This is a genomic window from Prevotella sp. HMSC077E09, from assembly GCF_001814685.1.
Taxonomy (GTDB): Bacteria; Bacteroidota; Bacteroidia; order Bacteroidales; family Bacteroidaceae; genus Prevotella; species Prevotella oris.
In genome coordinates this window covers 1-19995 of sequence record NZ_KV817496.1, presented here as the reverse complement: position 1 = coordinate 19995, position 19995 = coordinate 1, and the positions used below count along the sequence as shown (strand labels likewise).

Genomic DNA, 19995 nt, shown 5'->3' with positions numbered 1-19995 from the left:
ATCTTTGATGTTTGAAAATTGAACTTTGAACTTTATGAATTGCAATCTTTCAGCATGCTCTTTGCACCGAAAAGATTTGCCTTTGCGTGCTCTAAATGTTGATGTTTGAACTTCGATGCTTCTTGAAAGATAGTTTTGTTAACATATAAATGTCGTTTTCAACCGTTTTCCTTTCTAACATAAATGAAAGCCGTTAATGTGCTAATGTAAAACAATTACTAATCTTTGGGGCCCGGTTTTGAAGCCTGAACTCTCAAGAGAAAAGTTTGAAGCTTGCCCTTTAGATAGGAAACCAATCATAAAGTTCAAACCTCAAACTTCAATATTCAAAGTTTACAGCTCGTCAATGACATTGCTGATGCGGGCGAATATGTCGTCAACGGTGCCTAAACCTTCTACATGATGGTGAACACCCTCTTTTTTATACCAATCAATAAGCGGTGCAGTTTGTGTGTGATAGACATTGAGACGTTTCTTGATAGTATCTTCGTTGTCATCGCTTCTGCCACTCTCTTTGCCACGATTGATAAGGCGTGCCATGAGTTCTTCCTCTGGAACAGATAGTTCAATCATTGCTGCAATCTTGTGGCCACGTTCATTGAGCATCTTCTTCAGCGCTTCTGCTTGTGGTGTAGTGCGTGGAAAACCGTCGAAGATAACACCTTTATGCTCTTTACCGAAGCCGTCATAGACACTTGCAAGAATATCAACCATCAGTGCATCGGGTATCAACTGACCATTGTCAATATAGCTTTTGGCGGTCTTGCCAAGCGCTGTTCCATTCTTGATTTCATTACGTAATACGTCGCCGGTAGAGATATGTCCGAAGCCATACTTCCCTATCATCTTGTCGCTTTGAGTGCCTTTTCCTGCACCAGGAGCACCGAAAATTACAATATTCTTCATTCTTTCTTGATGTATATAACGATAAATTGTTCAATCTTTACTTATTTGTCTACAATAGTGTAGATATCTCTGAGCTGACGACCTTGCTGGTCATAGTCGAGTCCATAACCCACAATGAAATCATTGGGGATTTCTATTGCAGCGTATTCTATATTTAATGGCACTTGAAGTTTATCAGGTTTAACGAGCAAAGAGCAAATGTGAATAGACTCCGGATGACGTGTGCCGAGAGTCTCTATCATGCGTTTCATGGTGAAACCTGTATCGACAATGTCTTCTACAATGACGACGGTACGGCCTGTAAGATCTTCATTAAGTCCGATGACTTCCTTAATCTTGCCTGTCGATGTGGTGCCTTGATAAGATGCAAGCTTCACAAATGAGATTTCACATGGAATGGTAATGTTGCGGATTAAGTCGGCCGCAAAGACAAAAGAACCATTCAATACGGCCAGCAGAAGAGGGTTCTTGCCGTCTAAGTCCTTGTTGATTTTCTCGGCAACAGCCTTTACACGCTGCTGGATTTCACTCTCCGGAATAAACGTCTTGAACGTTAAATCCTTGATTTTAACAATACTCATAAGTGCGAATTAAAATAATTTGTAGCAAAATTACTAAAAATATGGGAAACATCCTCTACCGATTAGCATTAATTTTGTATTTTTGCATCACTATACATAGATACATGAAGATATTCAATAGCACTCAAATTCATGAGCTTGACAGATACACTGTAGAGCACGAACCCATTACTTCGCTTGATTTAATGGAGCGTGCTGCCAAGGCTATTGCGCTTACAATCATGCAGAGATGGCCCAAAGAAGCACCTTTTGTGGTTTTCGCCGGCCCGGGAAACAATGGAGGTGATGCTCTGGCTGTGGCTCGATTGTTGGCCGAGGAAGGCTATGTAGTCAGCGTTTTCCTTTTCAATATCCACAATCATCTGTCGGATGATTGTGCAAAAAACAAGCAGCGACTGCTTGACAGCAAGCGAATCAAGGCCTTTAATGAGGTTATCGTCGATTTCGAACCGCCTCGTTTGGATGCTGATACAGTGGTTGTTGACGGCCTTTTCGGTAGTGGTCTCAACAAACCTATAGCGGGTGGGTTCGCTTCTTTGGTCAGATATATCAATCAATGTAAGTGTAAAGTGGTCAGTATTGACCTGCCTTCGGGACTTATGACCGAGGATAATACCTACAATATCCGCCAGAATATCGTGCGGGCCGACCTCACCTTGACCATACAACAGTTGAAATTGAGTATGTTGATGGCTGATTGTCAGCAGTATTTAGGTGAAGTTCGTGTGCTCGACATACGGCTTTCTCCCGATTTTATCGCTGCAACAGACACGCCATACAGCATTCTCGAAGAAAGCGATATACGCAGTAGGCTACGCGAACGCAATGCCTTTGCCCATAAAGGAAATATGGGAACGGCACTGCTGATAGCCGGTTCATATGGCATGGCGGGTGCTGCTGTGTTGGCAACCAAAGCTTGTCTGCGTGCAGGAGTAGGCAAAGCCATCGTTCATACGCCTAAACGCAACTGCAATATCCTGCAGACCAGTGTGCCCGAAGCAGTGTTGCAGATAGACAAGGAAGAAACAATCTTCTCGGAACCAGTGAATACCGAGGACTATGAAGCTGTGGCCATGGGGCCTGGTCTGGGGCAGAATGAAACCTCTGCGATAGCATTGATTGCACAGATTAGGCGCACACAATGCCCTATGGTGCTTGATGCTGATGCGCTGAACATATTGGGTGTGCACCGCGCATGGATGCAACAATTGCCCGAAGGCATTGTCATGACCCCTCATGTAGCCGAGTTCGACCGTCTTGAAGGCACCATGTCGAATGGTTGTTACGACCGTTTGTCAAAGGCAATTGCATTGGCAGAAGGATTGCATGGCTATATATTGCTCAAAGGTCACTATTCAGCTTTGTGCACACCTGACGGTAAAGTGTATTTCAATCCGACGGGGAATGCAGGTATGGCTACGGCGGGAAGTGGTGATGTGCTGACGGGAATTATTGCCGGACTGTTGGCACAAGGCTACAGTCAGGAAGATGCTTCGCTCATCGGTATGTATCTCCATGGGTTGGCAGGCGACTTGGCTGTCCGTGATTTAGGGCAGGAGAGTCTCATTGCCAGCGACCTTATCGAATATCTTCCCAAGGCATTTGCGCGTATCAAAGAATAAAAAACAATCAGAAATATGAGGAAAATCGCAACCCTTTTGCTGGGGAGTATGATGTTTGTTGCACATGCACAGCAACTCGTAGAAGGCAGCACTTACTATCTGCCAAAGACGGTAGTACTGTTCCATATACTCGTTGAAAAAACGGTTTATAAACCGGGTGAGCTTGCTATCTACAGTGGAAAATATCTGAAAATGCACGATGTGGAGACTGAACCCTCTACCTCTTATCGCATCATTAACATGCAGATGACCACCATGGGCGTTCCCGACACAACGCAACGGCATGTTGCTGTGATTGACAAAAAGCACAGTATCATCAGCTTGAACCGTGATGATAACGGCGTTCTTCTTGCAGTTAACACCGAAGGAAGCAAGCCCCAACCGGCACAGTCCTTTGTCTCTGCCCCTAAACCTGCCCCCCTCAATGCACACGATTACATGAATGCCGACATTCTTGCTGCCGGTTCAAAACCTAAAATGGCTGAACTCATAGCTTCTGAAATCTATGAAATCCGCGACAGCCGTAACCAGTTGACACGTGGCGAGGCTGATAATATGCCGAAAGACGGTGAGCAATTGCGTATCATGATGGCCAATTTGGATAAGCAGGAGCGTGCTTTGATGCAGACGTTTATCGGCACGACAGAGAAGGATACGACCGAGATGGTCTTGACTTTCATACCCGAAAAGGAGGTGAATCGCCAGCTGTTGTTTCGCTTTTCGAAGAAGTTAGGCTTGGTAGATGCCGATGATTTGGGCGGACGTCCGTTCTATATCAGCGTGGAAGACCTGCACAGTCTGCCCACATTGAGCCTGCCCGATGAGGGAAAGAAGAGTAAGGATGTGAGCGGAATCTATGTGAATTTGCCTGGAAAGATAAGGCTTTCACTGTTTGACGGCACACGACTTTTCGCCAAGAATGAACTCTATGCCGCGCAGTTTGGCCATACGGAAGCACTCAGTGGCGAGCTTTTCGGCAAGAAAATGACTACGAAAATCGTGCTTGATCCTGTCACCGGAAATGCCCGAAAACTTGAGGTTGTTCCCTTGCAGTAGGCATTTGGTTGGCATTTGAAGAAGAACAACATCACCGTATGCAGGTTTTCTGCATGCGGTTTTCTATGTATTTAGGATCTGTAATGTAAGGAAACTTCGCAGAAAATACGCCTCTTTCTTCATCACCAAATAGGAGAAAAGAAGCCTTGTTTTATGGTTTTGTGAGTCGCTTTTATGCTTTAGATGTGCTGATGAGCAGCTTGTTGCATTGTGATTTGCGTCATAAAGCTTTGCTACTTGCATCAGATTGACGCGTAAAACAAGTTGAATAAGCTGCTAAAATGACGCAAATGGCATCGCATTTCCATGTATAAAAAGTTTCTGAAATCAATCCTTTTGTGTAATGAGTTGATTATAAGTGTTTTATGAAAGGTTTCAAAAAAGCGTGTTTTCACCCCAATTTATGCTTTTTAGAAAACTCTGCAAATCTCATGAAAGGAAATGTAAAGAATTTGTTAATCTTTGATGTGTGGAACTAAACACCGTGTTTTTCATTTGCTTTTTGCTCCTTGTCAGCTCCCTATAAAAATGAAAAACTCTGCAAATCCATGGTTTGCAGAGTGGAAATTGTAGCGGGGGTGGGACCCGAACCCACGACCTCCGGATTATGAATCCGACGCTCTAACCAGCTGAGCTATCCCGCCATCACATTCATTTTGTTTGTTGAATGCGGGTGCAAAGGTAGTATAAAGTTTTTAAACTGCAAAATTTTCGGGTAAAAAATGCCGTATAAATTGTAATGTGAGCAGTGAGGTTGCGCCGGAATAGGATATGAAGAATGTGTTCTCTTTAGGAGAGTGACAATATGAAGCCGTTTGCTTGGTGAATTGTCGGGGTAGGTGTGAATGCGCCTTTATAAGGCTGAAAGTTGATAAAAAATAAAAAAAAGAAAGGTAATCTGATAATTTTATGCTACTTTTGCAAAGATATATTGTGTGTATGAAAACGCATGAAAAGATATCAAATGATAAGGATCAAGAAATTAGATATATTCATTGCTAAACAGTTTGGCATGCTCTTCGTGGGTACATTCTTCATCTGCCAGTTTGTGCTGATGATGCAATTCCTGTGGCGATATATTGATGACTTGATAGGCAAAGGACTCTCAATGGAGATTATGGCAAAGTTCTTTTGGTACATGGGATTGATGCTTGTGCCCCAGGCTTTGCCGCTTGCCATATTGCTTTCTTCACTGATTGCGTTCGGTAACTTAGGTGAAAGCAGCGAGCTTACGGCTATCAAGGCGGCTGGAATTTCATTGATGCAGGCCTTTCGCTCTTTGATAGTCATTACGTTGTTTGTCAGTGGGGTGTCGTTTGTTTTTCAGAATAATATCGGGCCGGAAGCCAATAACAAGATTGCTCAATTGCTGATGTCGATGAAACAGAAGAGTCCGGAGTTAGAGATACCAGAGGGCATCTTCTATGATGGTATACCCAACAGCAACCTGTATGTGCAGCATAAGGACCTCAAAACGGGTAAACTTTATGGCATCATGATTTACAGAATGACGGGTAGTTATGAGGATCAGGCCATCATACTTGCGGACTCCGGCATGCTGCAGTCAACGGCAGAGAAGAAGCATTTGGTATTGAGTCTGTGGAGCGGGGAATGGTTTGAGAATATGCAGACCGATGCTTTCGGTAACAGTGCAGCTATTCCTTATAGACGGGAAACGTTCACGTCGAAGCGTATTGTGCTTGATTTCAATGGTGACTTCAATATGACCGATGCTTCAGCGTTATCGAACAATGCACGTGGCAAGAGTCTTGCGCAGATATACAGAGATATGGATTCGCTGACGGTGAGTTATGACAGTGTGGGTAGGCGCTATTATGAAGATGTTAGACAAGGGCTCTATTATATGCCTCATATTAATCGAAGAGACTCTCTCTTGGCAGTAAAGGCCGGACAACGGATAAATATCGACACGGTCTTCAACCGATTGTCCATGCAGCAGAAGCAGCAGGTGGTCAGCGAAGCAATGAGCAAAGTGCAGAATGCTGTCAGCGATTTGGATTTCAAAAGCTTGTTTACCAGTGACGGCGACCGCATTATTCGTCAGCATGAGATTGAGGCTATCAGCAAGTTTACGGTAGCTCTTTCGTGCTTGATTTTCTTCTTTATCGGTGCGCCTTTGGGCGCTATTATCCGAAAAGGAGGCTTGGGAATACCTGTCATCATATCGGTGTTGGTCTTTATCGTCTATTATATTCTTGATAATTCAGGTTATCGAATGTCGCGAAGTGGTATTTGGACAGTGTGGTTTGGCAAAGGACTTGCGCCGGCCATATTGACACCTTTGGCTATATTCGTTACGTATAAGGCTTCTAACGACTCTGCTGTGTTCAACATAGATCTGTATCGTGAGATGTTGCGCAGGGTGTTAGGGCTGAGGATTAAACGCCATATTTTCGGTAAGGAGGTCATTATTGATGAACCGAAGTACGTGGATGATGCGGCTAAGTTGGGTGTTATCAACAAGGATATCGTGGACTATTCAGCACTGCATAATTTGAAACAGATGCCTAATCCGATAAAGGTGTTCTTCAAATATCGGGCTGACCATGAGATAGAACGCATCAATGATGAGTTGGAGTTGATTATAGCTGACCTTTCGAATACGCGTGATGCCTATATATTAAACGAGCTGAACAAGTATCCTGTGCTTTCAGTGAAAGCTCATACACGCCCCTTTGAACGAAAATGGCTCAATATTCTTTCAGCGGTTATCGTACCGTTAGGAATATTCTTCTATTGTAGGATGTGGCGTTTCCGCATGCGTCTGCTGCGCGATTTGAAAATAGTCCGGCAGACGAACTGCAATATTATCAACAGAATAGAAAGGGTAGAGATGAAGTAATATGCCTTTACCACCTTATTATATATAGTAACTATAAAAGTAGAAAAACCAGAAATCAGAATAAGAAAACATATGGGAGAATTCAGATTAAGTAGTATTGAAGACGCCCTCAAGGATTTTAAGGAGGGAAAGTTTGTTATCGTTGTGGACGATGAGGACCGTGAAAATGAAGGCGATTTGATTATTGCAGCAGAGAAAATTACTGCTGAAGCTGTGAACTTCATGCTCAAGCATGCCCGCGGTGTGCTGTGTGCTCCGATTACATTGTCGCGTGCAAAAGAATTGGATTTGCCACACCAAGTGGCTGATAATACATCTATGCTTGGCACGCCTTTCACGATAACAGTTGACAAACTCGATGGTTGTACGACAGGAGTATCGGCTCATGATCGTGCAGAAACCATTAAGGCTTTGGCTGATCCAAAGTCGGTTCCACAGACTTTTGGCCGTCCGGGACATATCAATCCTTTGTATGCTCAAGACAACGGCGTGCTCCGCAGAAGTGGACATACCGAGGCTGCAGTTGATCTTTGTAAGCTTTCGGGACTCTATCCTGTCGGTGCATTAATGGAAATCATGAATGAAGATGGTACGATGGCTCGTATGCCTCAGCTGATGGAACGTGCGCAGGAGTGGGGGATGAAGATAATTACTATCAAGGACTTGATAGCTTATCGTTTGAAGAAGGAGACGACGATAGAGGTCGGAGTTGAGGTAGATTTGCCTACAATCTACGGACATTTTAGGCTGATTCCATTCCGTCAGACGAGTAATGGACAGGAACACATGGCAATAATCAAAGGACATTGGGATGAAGGTGAGTCTGTTTTAGTGCGTGTTCATTCATCATGTGCTACGGGAGATATTCTCGGAAGTCTTCGTTGTGATTGTGGGGAACAGTTGCACCGATCAATGGAAATGATAGAGAAGGAAGGCAAAGGAGCCGTCATCTATATGCAGCAAGAGGGGCGTGGTATTGGCTTGATGAACAAGATGGTTGCATATAAGTTGCAGGAGCAGGGCTATGACACGGTCGATGCCAATGTACATTTGGGTTTCAAACCAGATGAGCGTGACTACGGATGCGGGGCGCAGATGTTGCGTCATCTCGGTATTCATAAGATGAGACTCATGACAAATAATCCAACCAAGCGTGTTGGTTTAGAGGCTTATGGTCTGGAGATTGTGGAGAATGTTCCGATAGAAATCAAACCAAACGAATACGACAAGAAATATCTTGAAACAAAGCGTGACCGCATGGGACATACACTACATTTGAAATAGAATGTGGTTTGTTTGTAGGTTATGACTCATATGATTGGAGAAGATTTAACAAAAAAACATTGAATTATATTCACTGTAACGGATAAATTGTTTATATTTGTAGTAGATTTATTAACCAAAAGTTTAGCGTTATGGGACAATTGTCAAATCGTTTAATTCGACTTGCACCATCAGCAACACTTGCTATGTCGCAAAAGAGTAGTGAAATGAAGGCACAAGGTATTGATGTAATCAACATGAGTGTTGGTGAACCAGACTTTAATACGCCAGAGAATATCAAGGAGGCAGCCAAGAAAGCGATTGATGAAAACTATTCCAAGTATTCTCCTGTCCCGGGCTATGCTGATTTACGGAAAGCCATTGTTGCAAAACTGAAGCGTGAGAATGGTTTGGACTATTCGGTGAGTGAGGTGCTCGTCAGTAATGGTGCAAAGCAAAGCGTCTGCAATACTGTGATGGCTTTGATTAATGATGGCGACGAGGTAATTATCCCCGCTCCTTATTGGGTGAGCTATCCGCAGATGGTAAAGCTGGCAGGTGGTAACCCTGTAATTGTCAATGCAGGGTTTGATCAGAATTTCAAAATGACACCTCAGCAGCTTGAAGCTGCCATTACACCAAAAACAAAGCTTCTAATTCTTTGCTCACCAAGTAACCCTACAGGTAGTGTTTATACCCAGGAGGAACTTGATGCGTTAGCTGCTGTCATCAAAAAACATGAAGAACTCTATGTCTTAGCTGATGAGATTTATGAGCATATTAACTATGTGGGTAAGCATGCAAGTATTGCTAAGGTGGCAGGAATGAAAGAGCGCTCTATTATAGTGAATGGTGTTTCCAAAGCGTATGCCATGACGGGATGGCGTATCGGATATATTGCTGCGCCGGAATGGATAGTCAAAGGTTGTAATAAACTGCAAGGACAATATACGAGTGGCCCTTGTTCTGTCAGCCAGAAAGCTGCGGAGGCAGCCTATACTTTGGATCAAGGTTGTGTTGAACAGATGCGCTTGGCTTTTGAACGTCGTCGTAATTTAATAGTCAAACTGGCAAAGGATATTCCTGGGTTGGAGGTTAATACTCCCGAAGGTGCTTTTTATCTTTTCCCGAAATGTAGCAGTTTCTTTGGAAAGACCGATGGTCAGATAACTATTAATAATGCGACAGATTTTGCACTCTACTTGTTGGAAAAAGCACATGTTGCAACCGTTGGTGGGGATGCTTTTGGTGATCCCGAATGTTTTAGAATGAGCTATGCAACCAGTGATGACAATATTAAGGAAGCAATGAATAGAATAAAGGAGGTTTTAACAAAATTGAAATAACAATGCGTTGATAAGGGAAGTTACGTGAAGTGATGTTGCTCTTTTAATGAGAATCTATCGTTAAAACTTCTTAATTCGATGCTTAGTTATTCATAAATTGCTATCTTTGCCAAACAAAAAGAAAGCAATTTATGTGCGAACCTTTTGCAAATAACATTTATATCAGATAATATATCAATTTATAATAACTAAAAAAATAAAAGTTTAAATTATGGCAACTACACAAAAAACAGCCAGCCCTAAGAAATCTCAGGGCTTTCAGGGAGTAAGAGGTGCATTCTGGATTATCGTCGTTTGCGCTGCAATCGCTTTCATTTTGTTCTACACATGGTTTGGTGATGCAAGTCACTTCCAAGGTGGTGATTCTAATGGTGCACCTGCAGATGTATGGGGAACTATCTTTAAGGGTGGTATGATTGTGCCTGTTATCCACACATTGTTGCTTACAGTATTGGCAATGTCTATTGAGCGTGTTCTCGCTATGAAGACAGCTTTTGGTAAAGGCTCACTGCCTAAGTTTGTTGTAAACATTAAGGCTGCGTTGAATGCAAACGATTTTGCGCAGGCTCAGCAGCTTTGCGATAAGCAGAGAGGTTCTGTTGCTAATGTTGTTTATGCATCATTGAATGCTTACAAAGATATGGAGACTGGTGCCAATGCTTCATTGAAGAAGGCACAGAAGATTGCAAAGATACAGCAGGCTCATGAAGAAGCTACACAGCTTGAAATGCCTACATTGACAATGAACCTTCCTATCATTGCGACCATCGTAACATTGGGTACTTTGACTGGTCTTCTTGGTACTGTAACTGGTATGATTAAGTCATTCTCTGCTCTGTCTGCTGGTGGTGGTGCTGACTCTGCTGCACTTTCAGCTGGTATTTCTGAGGCTTTGATCAATACTGCATTCGGTATTTTGACATCATGGTGTGCTGTTGTATCTTACAACTACTTCACTAATAAGGTTGACAAGCTGACATACGCACTCGACGAGGTAGGTTACTCAATTGCTCAGACATACGAAGCTAACCACACAGAAGAAGCTTAATTTTTGCTAACCCTTTAAAAATTTATCGCTATGGGTAAAGTAAAAATTAAGAAAAGTGACGTTTGGATCGATATGACGCCTATGTCAGACGTTATGACCTTGTTGCTCACCTTCTTTATGCTGACGTCAACATTCGTCAAGAATGAGCCGGTAAAGGTGAACACTCCAGGTTCAGTGTCTGAAATAAAGGTGCCTGAGAACGGCGTCCTGACTATTCTGGTCAATCCTGAAAAGGATGCAGCCGGTAGGCCAACAGGCGAAGGTCAGGTATTTTTGAGTTTGGATAATACAGATCAGCTGGGGCAGGTTCTTGATAATATGGCCAATAAGTTTGGCGTAAAATTGAGTGCTGCACAGAGCAAGGTTTTCAAGACAGAGTCTACATTCGGTGTTCCAATGAATGAACTTAGCGGTTATCTGGCTTCTTCTACGGTAATGCGTCATAAAACTCTTCCTACGAAGGGTATTCCTATGGATAGCATTAAGGGTGGTATGAGCGAGTTTCAGCAGTGGGTTGATGCAGCACGTACTGTCAATGACAATATCAAGATTGCACTCAAGGCTGATGCTTCGACACCTTATAAGACTGTCAAAAAGGTAATGAGTGAACTCCAGGATATGGATGAGAGCCATTACTATATGATTACACAGCTTAAAAAACAGGGGGACTAATCAATGGCAAAGAAAGAAAGCAAACAAAAGAAGATGACGGTTCGCGTAGACTTTACGCCTATGGTGGACATGCTCATGTTGCTGATCACGTTCTTCATGTTGTGTACATCACTTAGTAAGCCGCAGACCATGGAGTTGACGATGCCAAGTAATGACAACGTTACAAACGATCAGAAGAGCGAAGCCAAAGCTTCTGAAGCAATTACAATTTATGTGACTGCCGATAATAAGATCTATTATGGTGAAGGTGAGCCCCAATATAATAATCCTACATGGATTAAAGAAACAACATGGGGTAATGATGGAATTCGCAAAGCATTGAGAAATCATGCTACTGCAAATGGTACCAAACCTGTAACCCGTATAGAACTTGCAGTGAAGGAGTTGAATGCTGAGAAGGCTAAGGATCCTAAGATGTATCCAGATAGCATATATCAAAAGAAACTTAGTAAGCTCAAGGCTGGTGAACTCAAGGATGGGAAAATTCCTACCTTGACCGTTATCATCAAGCCTTCAGATAATGCCTCTTATAAGAATATGGTCGATGCACTCGACGAAATGCAGATTCTAAGTATTGGTACTTACGTCATCGATAAGCTTAATCCTGATGATCTTCATTTGTTGAAGCTCAGAGGAGTGAAACTCTAATTGATGAAGTAACGAAACAATTAAAATATAGAAACAAATGGCAAAAATAGATTTGTACGATCCTAAATGGGTCGATATGGTGTTCGCCGACAAGAACCAAGCTTATGGAGCCTATAGACTTCGTAAGGGAACTTCCGGACGTAACATCAAGGCACTCCTTATCTTGATCATTGCTGCTGCACTCGTTGGTGGTTTTCTCGCATGGAAGGTCATTTCACAGAGGAATGCTGAAGCGCAGCAGGCTTATATGGAAGCTATGCAACTTGCAAAACTCCAGCAAGAGGCTAAGAAAAACGAGAAGAAGGAAGTTGTTCAGCCTAAGGTTCAACCCAAGAAGGAAATTCCTGTAGCACGTGAGACTCAGAAGTTCGTTGCTCCTGTCATCAAGAAAGATGAACTTGTAAAAGAGTCTAATACGCTGAAGCAGATGGATCAGTTAGATGATAAAGTCGCTGTCGGTACAGAAACTCATGAAGGTACGAAGGATCGTACTGTTGAGGCTGTGCGTAATGATATTGCAGTGGCTACTCCTCCACCAGCTCCAAAGGAAGAAGTTACACAGAAGGTTTTTGATGTCGTTGAGGTGATGCCGTCATTTCCAGGTGGTCCAAGTGCATTGTTGCAGTATCTTAGCTCACATGTGAAATATCCGGTTGTTGCTCAGGAAAATGGTATCCAGGGCCGTGTAACGATTTCGTTCGTTGTTGAGCGTGATGGTTCTATCACTGATGTACGCGTTGCAAAGTCTGTCGATCCTTCACTTGATCGTGAGGCTGCTCGTGTCGTAAGTAGCATGCCACGTTGGAATCCAGGTAAGCAGAATGGTTCTGCCGTACGTGTGAAGTTCAATGTTCCTGTGCAATTTAAGTTACAGTAATTGAAATAAATGAATAAGAATTTATCTTATATATTTATTGGATTATTCCTGACTTTGGTTGGCTTCTCATCTTGTGGGAAGAAAACCAAAGGCAGTAGAACCGATACTCCTACGTCAGGGACGATTGAGTTCGTCTCTGACGAGAGTTTCAGTCCTTTTATAGAAGAGGAAAGACAGCAGTTTGAATTTGAATATCCCAAGGCACATCTGAAAGCACTTTATGCTGATGATATTACGGGGTTCAAAAGGCTCCAGGATTTGAAGACGTGTCTTTTCTTTACATCTCGTGATTTGAAACCAAGCGAAGTTGCTTATTTCAAATCCAAAAATCTTATTCCAAAGACTTTCCCCATTGGCTATGATGGCTTAGCTTTCATTGTTAATAAAAACAATAATGATACTTGCATTACAGTTAATGACATCAAGAAAGTGTTGGGAGGTAAGGTAAAATACTGGAGTGAAATCTATCCAGGATCAAAGCGTGGAAGCATTGAAGTGGTTTTTGATAATCCTGCTTCTGCAACATTGCATTATGTGATTGACTCTATCATGGGCGGTAAGAACCTTACTGCCGACAACATTGTTGCTGCCAAGAACAGTAAGGCTGTCATTGATTATGTCAACAACAATGAAAATGCAATTGGTATCATCGGCTCGAATTGGCTTAATGATAAGCGCGATTCAACCAATACCACTTTCAAGAAGAATGTTCATGTCATGTCTGTATCCGTAAAGGATAAGGCGACCCCTATGAATAGTTGGAAACCCTATCAGGCTTATTTGCTTGATGGTCGTTATCCGTTTGCCCGTACTTTATATGCCATTGTAGTTGATCCTTATCAGGCTCTGCCTTGGAGTTTTGCCAACTATATTACGGGTCCCAAAGGCCAGTTGATACTATTTAAGACGGGCTTGCTACCTTATAGGGGTGACATCACCATAAAAACTGTTAATATTAAGAGATAGTCAATTAGAGAGTTAAACTTTCCTCTCTGTTGTTCGTCATAAGACACAGTTAGGTTTTAATTAAAAAAAGGAAAAGTATGAAAAAGATTAAATATGTAGTAGCAGGATTACTGATGATGGGATTGTCAGTTCCAGCCATGGCACAGAATGCCAACTATAATGCGATGTTAAAGCCTATTGAGCAGTCTCTTAAGGCTACTCCTAATATGGATTCCAAGACTTTAAAGAATCTAATTAAGGACTATCAGAAGGAATTCAAGAAAGAACCTAAGGCACTTGTGGCATTGGGTGAGGCTTTATTGATGAACAAGCAGTATGATGAAGCAACCAATATTGCTAATGCCGTAGTTGCAAAGTATAAGGATTGTGGTGATGCTTATATCCTTTTAGGTGATATTGCTGCCATGAAAGATGATGGTGGTAATGCCGCTATGTGGTATGAGCAGAGTATGTCTATGGATCCAAAGAACCCTCAGGGCTATATGCGATATTCGAATGTCTATAGAAAACGTAGTCCGGAAGAGAGTGAGCGAGCACTTAATCTGTTGAAACAGAACTGCCCGGATTTCCCTATTGAGGCTGAAGCAGGTAATAACTTCTACCTTGCCGGAAACTATGCTAAGGCTTATGAATACTTTTCTAAGACCAATAAGGATAAGCTCGAAGAGTATTATCTTGTAGGTTATGCCGTTTCTGCTTACATGGCCAACAAGAAAGACGAAAGTCTTGATATCTCAAAATTTGGTATTCAGAAGTTCGCCAAGGACATTACTTTTGATCGTGTAGCTCTTTGGAGTGCTGTAGATTTGCAGAAGAATGACGAGGCAATTAATTTTGCAAAGGTTATCATCAACACCGATTCTGTTGAAAAGAGTGCCCGCGACTATATTTATTATGGTCTTGCCCTTAAGGGTAATAAGCAGTATGATGAAGCAATTGCCCAGTATCAGAAAGCCTTTGATCTGACGAAGGACGATTATAAACCATATCAGTATATGGCCGATACCTATGCAGAGATGGGGCAGGAAGACAAGGCATTGGAATGCAATGAGATTTATATGGCACACAACCAGAATGCTACTCCGTCTGACTATGCAAAGTTAGCTAACATCTATGTTCAAAAGGCAGAGAAGGCAGGACCTACCAAGCAAGCTAACCTCGATAAGGCTTATGGTATCTATAATCAGATGGCAGAGAAGTGGCCTACTATTGCAGCGTGGGTTAATAATATGGCCGGTATGCAGGCATCTAAGGCAGGTCAGGACGAGAAAGGTGCGGAATTCTTCCAAAAGGCAGTTGATTTGTTGGCCAATAAAGCTGACCGTCAGGAGGATGAAACTTCTACTTTGAAATCTGCTCTTGCTAACCTTGGCTACTATTACTGGGTCACCAAGAACGATCTTGAAGCTGCAAAACCATACTATGAGCAGCTTGTCAAACTCGATCCTGAAGATAAGAATGCACGTGCAGCTCTTGGTCTTGATGCTCAGGAAGAGGCTCCAAAGCAGTAACAAACAGCGTTATATTTCATATAGTTAAGCGAGTTGGAATTTGTTTCCTGCTCGCTTTTTTGTTGTGTAAATTCAGTTTGGCTCAGAGCTTGTAAGATATGCGTATGCGAAGAAATACATTCACTTGTCATATTGCATTCAAATAAAAAAAATATATAATAGAAATTGTAGCTTCCCCGATAATTTTATAACTTTGCAGTTATCAGACAGTTTCCTACTTTTCGATAAAATTTCAAGTGATATCTATGAAAATAAACAATCTCAGTTTCTGTTATCCTAAGCATCATTCGCCTGTGTTTAGCAACTTCAGTCTGCAATTACAGCCAGGCAGAATCTATGGACTTTTGGGGCCGAATGGTGCAGGAAAGTCCACCTTATTATATATGATGGCCGGTTTGCTGACTCCAGATAAGGGCAGCGTGACTCTTGGTGGCGTTGATGTTCGTAAGCGCAAGCCTGTCACGATGCGTGAAATCTTCCTCGTTCCTGACGAGTTTGAACTGCCTAATGTCACGCTCCGGCAGTATATCAAGACAAACAGCGTATTTTATCCTCACTTTTCTCAGGACGACATGAACCTCTATCTGCAAACCTTCGGAATGACTGCCAACGTGTATTTAGGCGATCTTTCACTTGGTCAGCGCAAGAAGATTTTCATGAGTTTTGCCATGGCCACACACACGAAGATACTGCTGATGGATGAGCCTACCAACGGTCTCGATATTCCAGGGAAGCGCCAGTTTCGTACTTTCATCACGCAGGGTATCGGCCCAGACCGTATATTTATGATTTCAACACACCAGGTGAAAGATATTGAAAGCGTACTTAATCATGTGTTGCTGATTGATAGAAGTGAGGTTATTCGTAACGAAGAACTTCAGGCAAACATCGATCTTGAAGCCTATTTTGAGGAAGCTATGCACGGAAAGGAGGTACACCATGACTAATAATTTCTTTGATTTTAAGCGTTTCTTGTGTTATTTAGGCAAGCTGTGGACCGAACAGCGGCGCACAATTCTCTTTTCGGCAGCCATTCTGTTGGGTATTCTTTTCATCATAGAGGTGTGGACTTGCCTGATTTCCTATGCTTCTATCTATGAGCCTGAAGACGGGACAAAGGCTTATGATGCAGGAAAAACAGCGCTCATTGTATGGGGAACACTGTTGCTTTATACAGGAGCTTGCATCTCGGCTACACGGATTTTCACCGACGGACAGCAGAAAGCTGGGCGCATTCACGTGCTGACCATACCCGTGAGCATGTTTGAAAACTGGCTCGCTCGTACGCTGTTGTTTGTCGTGGGCTATTTTGTGGTGTTCCATGTGATATTCTATGCGCTCGAAATCATGCGTTATCTCCTGCTTTCCTCGGCGTTTCCAAATGTAGATATCAGGATTGCTCACCCTGTCATGTGGTTGGGTTTTGGCAGTAATGGCCTGCTGAATATCCTGTATGCCACGGCATGGTATGTCTTTGCCGTTTCGTTCTTTATGCTCGGCAGCTTTGTTTTTCCGCGCAAACCACTGTTAGGAACCACCATCAGCGCCTTTGTGTTGTTGCTCATCGGAGGCCTTACTCTGTTGTTCTTCAATGCCGACAACAACGCTTCTTTCTATATTTTGACTGCGTGGGTGGGCTTGCTCGGACTTGTAAATCTGTGGCTTTCCTATCGCCGATTGTGTGAATTGGAAGTGATTGATCGTATGTAAAAGGAGGAGGAGCAATAATGAAAACAACAACAAAAATAATCCTTGGACTCATTGCTGCAAGCTACCTGATGCTTGTGATGACTTCAACCATGTCGTTGGAGCAGCCGGCCAGAATATTCCAAACCTGCATAAGAGGAACGTTAAAGACGCAGAAGCTCACGGCCATTCAAGCTTTTGTGGCCTTAGATCCATATGATGAAGAGAGTCAGAACTACATCATAGAGTTGGTTTCTGACGATAATGCCCGTGAAATCACGGTCGATTATCCTTCTGAACTCGTAGAAGTGAAGATGAAAGGCACGATGCTTGATATTATTACCAGTAGCGAAGTGGGAAAAACAAAAGCTGAAGGAAGGACGTTTGAAATTGTGGAAAAGAAAGGGGAAGAGCAAACCTCTGAAGAAGGTTACGACACTGATTACAGCTCAAGAACTGCGGTCATCATTGTCAATATGCCTAAGACTACGTTGCTTCAGCTGCTTGCCAACCCTAAGAGTCTTAACTTGAAAGGTGGCTCCCTGAATATAGCAAATCTCAAAGCTGACACCTTTGATTTCCGTAGAAAGGTTGAATTGTTGTTAGACGGCTGCGATTTTCAACGAGCAACCATTGATATCGGGACGCATGGATTGGGCTTAACAGATACGCATATCGGTCAATTTACATTCTTCGCAACCGAAGATACCATCAACAGTAGGTCGACAACAATCAGTGAAGGCGAAGGAACTGCGATTGAAAATCTGTTGTTGAGAACCAACACGGATATGTACCTCGACTATTCCTGCTATAAGCATATCAATGTAGAGCAGTATGGACAGACCATGGTTAGCATCAATTTTACCAATGTATCAAGGAAATGTTCACTGAAATAAACATGAAAGAAACTGACAACAAGGACGAACAATACATGCGGAAAGCCCTCTATGAGGCTGAAAGAGCAGCCGAAGAGGGAGAAATACCCATTGGAGCTGTCATCGTCTGCAAGGATAGAATCATCAGCAGGGCACACAATCTGACCGAAAAACTGCATGATGTCACGGCGCATGCCGAGATGCAAGCCATCACGTCGGCAGCCGATTTGTTAGGTGGGAAGTATCTCTCTGACTGCACACTCTATGTGACCGTGGAACCTTGTGTGATGTGTGCCGGAGCCATAGGCTGGGCACAGATTGGTCGCATTGTCTATGGAGCAAGCGATGAGAAGCGGGGCTATCAGCTTTATGCACCACGCGCTTTTCATCCTAAAGCCACGGTGACTCGTGGTGTGCTTGAAGCCGAATGCCGCCAGCTGATGCAGGAGTTTTTCAAGCAGAAAAGATGAAAACGAAAGATTGTTTCAGTCCCTTTGTCAAAAGACAATCGTGCGGAAATAGTCTTTCAAGACGCCTTTGTAACGATCTTGACTGTCAGCACAGAATACGATTACATGCCTCCCGTCGCTCAACCGAGGGCCTTCGCACATACCTTCATAGTTGGCAAAGTCGCTGTCTACAAGGCGAAGCCATGTTCGCCAGCCTGCAACAAACTGCTTACGAGGGTTACCAGGCTTAATGCGAAACATCTTATTCATCACCCAACTGTTGAGTTTCAGCGCCCTGATGTATAGCTCTCGTTCGAGCACGAGTATGGTTCCATCGTCTAAAGCCAGCAAGTCGGCTACGCCATAAGCATGTCGGTTGTCAGCTTTGTTGGGCGATTCGAGCGGTTCATCAATAAGATAAGAATACTCTTTTTCTTCATTCAAGTCGGTTGTCAGCTGTTTTAAGCGTACTAACAAGCCATTATCTCCGAAGAGTGGTGACTCATTCATCGTGAAAAGTCGATTGCGACGGCGGTCGAAAGTGAGGCTTTCTATACTGCGGTTCACGTGACATCGTCGCTGATAGTCGCTGATAACCGCCCTGTTGACAGTCTTTTGGCTTTTCATGTCATAGTCGATAATCTCTGAAGAAGCCTCATTGCCGATGTAAAGATGCTTCGTCAGAGGATTATAGGCAATGGCTTCCTCGTCGTTGTTTGCACCTGCAAGCATTGTGAACCCCTTGTTTTCTACTTGTTGGATGTCGCCATTCGCTGTCAAAGTGATATGAAAAGTATAGAAGCCCTCATGCTGACCTTTGTCGGTTACAACGGCATAATCATCATTTCCCAAATAGGTAATGCCACTGTAGTTGCCGGGAGGAATGGTCTTTATTGCATGCTGCGGAAGCAGTGTCGCATGCAGAGAGTCGTTGAATTCGGTCGTGTCGACAGGGCCTAAAATGCCATATCCCTCTGTGAGAAAGGTGATTTGCAATAATATGATGATGAATAAAACTACACGTCTGAAATTCATAAGCAAAACGTTTTGATGAGAGGCGTCTCTCGTTATCCCATGGGTTTCTCTATGGAAACAGCCGAACATTCAATGTTGCAAAGGTAGAAAAAAATGTTTTTAGCTTGCTCATAATGTGTATAATAATCATTAAAAGGGACGATTTTGAATATTGTCAGCGTAGCTTATATTGCATGTGAGAAGCTAAAATCCTTATAAACGAATAATGTGTTAATATTTGTCAGCAATGTTTACAACGGTCTTTACATAGCTCGCGTATTTGAAATGAAATGCTTCTCCACGTTGAATATGTTCTGTATTTTGGCGGTTTGCAATTCGTTGACAGTCAAGATGTTATGAAAAGCAATGCGAAATGCGGAGTAAAATAACATGAAAAGGCTGTGCAATCTGCGTCAAATCACGCTGCAATCTGTATCAAATTATCGCGTCATCTCATGCAAATAGTCGCATGATTAGCGTCAAGTTGCCAATTAAGGGGATAGAAAAGAAGGTGTCAAGGCCATAAAATGGTTTTGCATTTGCACTAAAAACGGTTTTTCATTTCTATTTGGTGATGCTCTGAAATGCAGTTTAAATTAGTAAATGCGACAG

At 42.8% G+C, this 19995-nt stretch carries 18 protein-coding genes and 1 tRNA gene; 15 read left to right on the top strand and 4 right to left on the bottom strand.

The genetic code is table 11. The features are described 5' to 3' along the window. Positions 1-333: 333 nt before the first annotated feature. Positions 334-906 carry an adenylate kinase gene (locus HMPREF2983_RS01330; RefSeq protein ID WP_070665891.1) on the bottom strand — a complete coding sequence of 191 codons (573 nt, stop codon included), beginning with the start codon at positions 904-906 and terminating at the stop codon, positions 334-336. 41 nt (positions 907-947) lie between these two features. Then, positions 948-1487 carry a hypoxanthine phosphoribosyltransferase gene (hpt, locus tag HMPREF2983_RS01325; RefSeq protein ID WP_070665889.1) on the bottom strand — a complete coding sequence of 180 codons (540 nt, stop codon included), beginning with the start codon at positions 1485-1487 and terminating at the stop codon, positions 948-950. Between the two features lie 104 nt (positions 1488-1591). Here hpt and HMPREF2983_RS01320 point away from each other — a divergent pair, with 104 nt between their 5' ends. Together HMPREF2983_RS01320 and HMPREF2983_RS01315 are read left to right on the top strand one after the other, a co-directional pair. Further along, entirely contained in the window at positions 1592-3109 is a 1518-nt protein-coding gene (locus HMPREF2983_RS01320) for a bifunctional ADP-dependent NAD(P)H-hydrate dehydratase/NAD(P)H-hydrate epimerase (protein ID WP_070665870.1), read from the top strand. A gap of 15 nt (positions 3110-3124) precedes the next feature. Next, positions 3125-4165 carry a DUF4831 family protein gene (locus tag HMPREF2983_RS01315; RefSeq protein ID WP_070665867.1) on the top strand — a complete coding sequence of 347 codons (1041 nt, stop codon included), beginning with the start codon at positions 3125-3127 and terminating at the stop codon, positions 4163-4165. 570 nt (positions 4166-4735) lie between these two features. On the opposite strand, the gene HMPREF2983_RS01310 is transcribed toward HMPREF2983_RS01315, so the two are convergent. Continuing rightward, positions 4736-4809: transfer RNA gene (locus HMPREF2983_RS01310), tRNA-Met, on the bottom strand. 320 nt (positions 4810-5129) lie between these two features. On the opposite strand from HMPREF2983_RS01310, the gene HMPREF2983_RS01305 reads away from it, so the two are divergent. The 13 genes from HMPREF2983_RS01305 to HMPREF2983_RS01245 all read left to right on the top strand — a co-directional run bounded on the left by HMPREF2983_RS01305 (position 5130) and on the right by HMPREF2983_RS01245 (position 18390). Further along, positions 5130-7028: an LptF/LptG family permease gene (locus tag HMPREF2983_RS01305; protein WP_070665905.1), complete on the top strand. Its 1899-nt coding sequence runs from the start codon at positions 5130-5132 to the stop codon at positions 7026-7028. 72 nt (positions 7029-7100) lie between these two features. Beyond that, entirely contained in the window at positions 7101-8312 is a 1212-nt protein-coding gene (locus HMPREF2983_RS01300) for a bifunctional 3,4-dihydroxy-2-butanone-4-phosphate synthase/GTP cyclohydrolase II (RefSeq protein WP_004371578.1), read from the top strand. Between the two features lie 131 nt (positions 8313-8443). After that, complete coding sequence (locus HMPREF2983_RS01295) at positions 8444-9637, top strand: pyridoxal phosphate-dependent aminotransferase (protein ID WP_004377081.1); 1194 nt, start codon at positions 8444-8446, stop codon at positions 9635-9637. A gap of 211 nt (positions 9638-9848) precedes the next feature. After that, a complete protein-coding gene (locus HMPREF2983_RS01290) occupies positions 9849-10685 on the top strand; it encodes a MotA/TolQ/ExbB proton channel family protein (RefSeq protein ID WP_004371574.1) in 837 nt (278 codons plus the stop codon). A gap of 30 nt (positions 10686-10715) precedes the next feature. Next, entirely contained in the window at positions 10716-11357 is a 642-nt protein-coding gene (locus tag HMPREF2983_RS01285; RefSeq protein WP_004371572.1) for an ExbD/TolR family protein, read from the top strand. 3 nt (positions 11358-11360) lie between these two features. Next, positions 11361-12005, top strand: a complete 645-nt coding sequence (locus HMPREF2983_RS01280; RefSeq protein ID WP_018919648.1) for an ExbD/TolR family protein — start codon at positions 11361-11363, stop codon at positions 12003-12005. 37 nt (positions 12006-12042) lie between these two features. Next, positions 12043-12882: an energy transducer TonB gene (locus HMPREF2983_RS01275; RefSeq protein WP_004371569.1), complete on the top strand. Its 840-nt coding sequence runs from the start codon at positions 12043-12045 to the stop codon at positions 12880-12882. Between the two features lie 9 nt (positions 12883-12891). Continuing rightward, the gene (locus tag HMPREF2983_RS01270) at positions 12892-13848 is read left to right on the top strand and encodes a PstS family phosphate ABC transporter substrate-binding protein (protein ID WP_070665864.1); all 957 of its coding nucleotides are present in this window, start codon (positions 12892-12894) and stop codon (positions 13846-13848) included. A gap of 77 nt (positions 13849-13925) precedes the next feature. Beyond that, the gene (locus HMPREF2983_RS01265) at positions 13926-15359 is read left to right on the top strand and encodes a tetratricopeptide repeat protein (protein WP_070665861.1); all 1434 of its coding nucleotides are present in this window, start codon (positions 13926-13928) and stop codon (positions 15357-15359) included. A gap of 245 nt (positions 15360-15604) precedes the next feature. Next, positions 15605-16306, top strand: coding sequence for an ABC transporter ATP-binding protein (locus HMPREF2983_RS01260; RefSeq protein ID WP_004371566.1), 702 nt, complete (start codon positions 15605-15607; stop codon positions 16304-16306). Next, positions 16299-17069 (top strand): hypothetical protein, encoded by a 771-nt coding sequence (locus HMPREF2983_RS01255; RefSeq protein WP_070665858.1) that lies wholly within the window; start codon positions 16299-16301, stop codon positions 17067-17069. Before HMPREF2983_RS01260 ends, HMPREF2983_RS01255 begins: the two co-directional genes overlap by 8 nt. Positions 17070-17086: 17 nt before the next feature. Then, positions 17087-17941 (top strand): hypothetical protein, encoded by an 855-nt coding sequence (locus HMPREF2983_RS01250; protein ID WP_070665855.1) that lies wholly within the window; start codon positions 17087-17089, stop codon positions 17939-17941. Positions 17942-17943: 2 nt separating this feature from the next. Next, positions 17944-18390, top strand: a complete 447-nt coding sequence (locus HMPREF2983_RS01245) for a nucleoside deaminase (RefSeq protein WP_004377101.1) — start codon at positions 17944-17946, stop codon at positions 18388-18390. 27 nt (positions 18391-18417) lie between these two features. Here HMPREF2983_RS01245 and HMPREF2983_RS01240 read toward each other — a convergent pair whose 3' ends face one another. Then, the gene (locus HMPREF2983_RS01240; protein WP_246829309.1) at positions 18418-19404 is read right to left on the bottom strand and encodes an esterase-like activity of phytase family protein; all 987 of its coding nucleotides are present in this window, start codon (positions 19402-19404) and stop codon (positions 18418-18420) included. Positions 19405-19995 lie beyond the last annotated feature (591 nt).

Excerpts from the sequence above, each read along its gene's own strand:
- HMPREF2983_RS01330 (WP_070665891.1), bottom strand. The coding sequence starts at position 906 with ATGAAGAATATTGTAATTTTCGGTGCTCCTGGTGCAGGAAAAGGCACT.
- hpt (WP_070665889.1), bottom strand. The coding sequence starts at position 1,487 with ATGAGTATTGTTAAAATCAAGGATTTAACGTTCAAGACGTTTATTCCG.
- HMPREF2983_RS01320 (WP_070665870.1), top strand. The coding sequence starts at position 1,592 with ATGAAGATATTCAATAGCACTCAAATTCATGAGCTTGACAGATACACT.
- HMPREF2983_RS01315 (WP_070665867.1), top strand. The coding sequence starts at position 3,125 with ATGAGGAAAATCGCAACCCTTTTGCTGGGGAGTATGATGTTTGTTGCA.
- HMPREF2983_RS01305 (WP_070665905.1), top strand. The coding sequence starts at position 5,130 with ATGATAAGGATCAAGAAATTAGATATATTCATTGCTAAACAGTTTGGC.
- HMPREF2983_RS01300 (WP_004371578.1), top strand. The coding sequence starts at position 7,101 with ATGGGAGAATTCAGATTAAGTAGTATTGAAGACGCCCTCAAGGATTTT.
- HMPREF2983_RS01295 (WP_004377081.1), top strand. The coding sequence starts at position 8,444 with ATGGGACAATTGTCAAATCGTTTAATTCGACTTGCACCATCAGCAACA.
- HMPREF2983_RS01290 (WP_004371574.1), top strand. The coding sequence starts at position 9,849 with ATGGCAACTACACAAAAAACAGCCAGCCCTAAGAAATCTCAGGGCTTT.
- HMPREF2983_RS01285 (WP_004371572.1), top strand. The coding sequence starts at position 10,716 with ATGGGTAAAGTAAAAATTAAGAAAAGTGACGTTTGGATCGATATGACG.
- HMPREF2983_RS01280 (WP_018919648.1), top strand. The coding sequence starts at position 11,361 with ATGGCAAAGAAAGAAAGCAAACAAAAGAAGATGACGGTTCGCGTAGAC.
- HMPREF2983_RS01275 (WP_004371569.1), top strand. The coding sequence starts at position 12,043 with ATGGCAAAAATAGATTTGTACGATCCTAAATGGGTCGATATGGTGTTC.
- HMPREF2983_RS01270 (WP_070665864.1), top strand. The coding sequence starts at position 12,892 with ATGAATAAGAATTTATCTTATATATTTATTGGATTATTCCTGACTTTG.
- HMPREF2983_RS01265 (WP_070665861.1), top strand. The coding sequence starts at position 13,926 with ATGAAAAAGATTAAATATGTAGTAGCAGGATTACTGATGATGGGATTG.
- HMPREF2983_RS01260 (WP_004371566.1), top strand. The coding sequence starts at position 15,605 with ATGAAAATAAACAATCTCAGTTTCTGTTATCCTAAGCATCATTCGCCT.
- HMPREF2983_RS01255 (WP_070665858.1), top strand. The coding sequence starts at position 16,299 with ATGACTAATAATTTCTTTGATTTTAAGCGTTTCTTGTGTTATTTAGGC.
- HMPREF2983_RS01250 (WP_070665855.1), top strand. The coding sequence starts at position 17,087 with ATGAAAACAACAACAAAAATAATCCTTGGACTCATTGCTGCAAGCTAC.
- HMPREF2983_RS01245 (WP_004377101.1), top strand. The coding sequence starts at position 17,944 with ATGAAAGAAACTGACAACAAGGACGAACAATACATGCGGAAAGCCCTC.
- HMPREF2983_RS01240 (WP_246829309.1), bottom strand. The coding sequence starts at position 19,404 with ATGAATTTCAGACGTGTAGTTTTATTCATCATCATATTATTGCAAATC.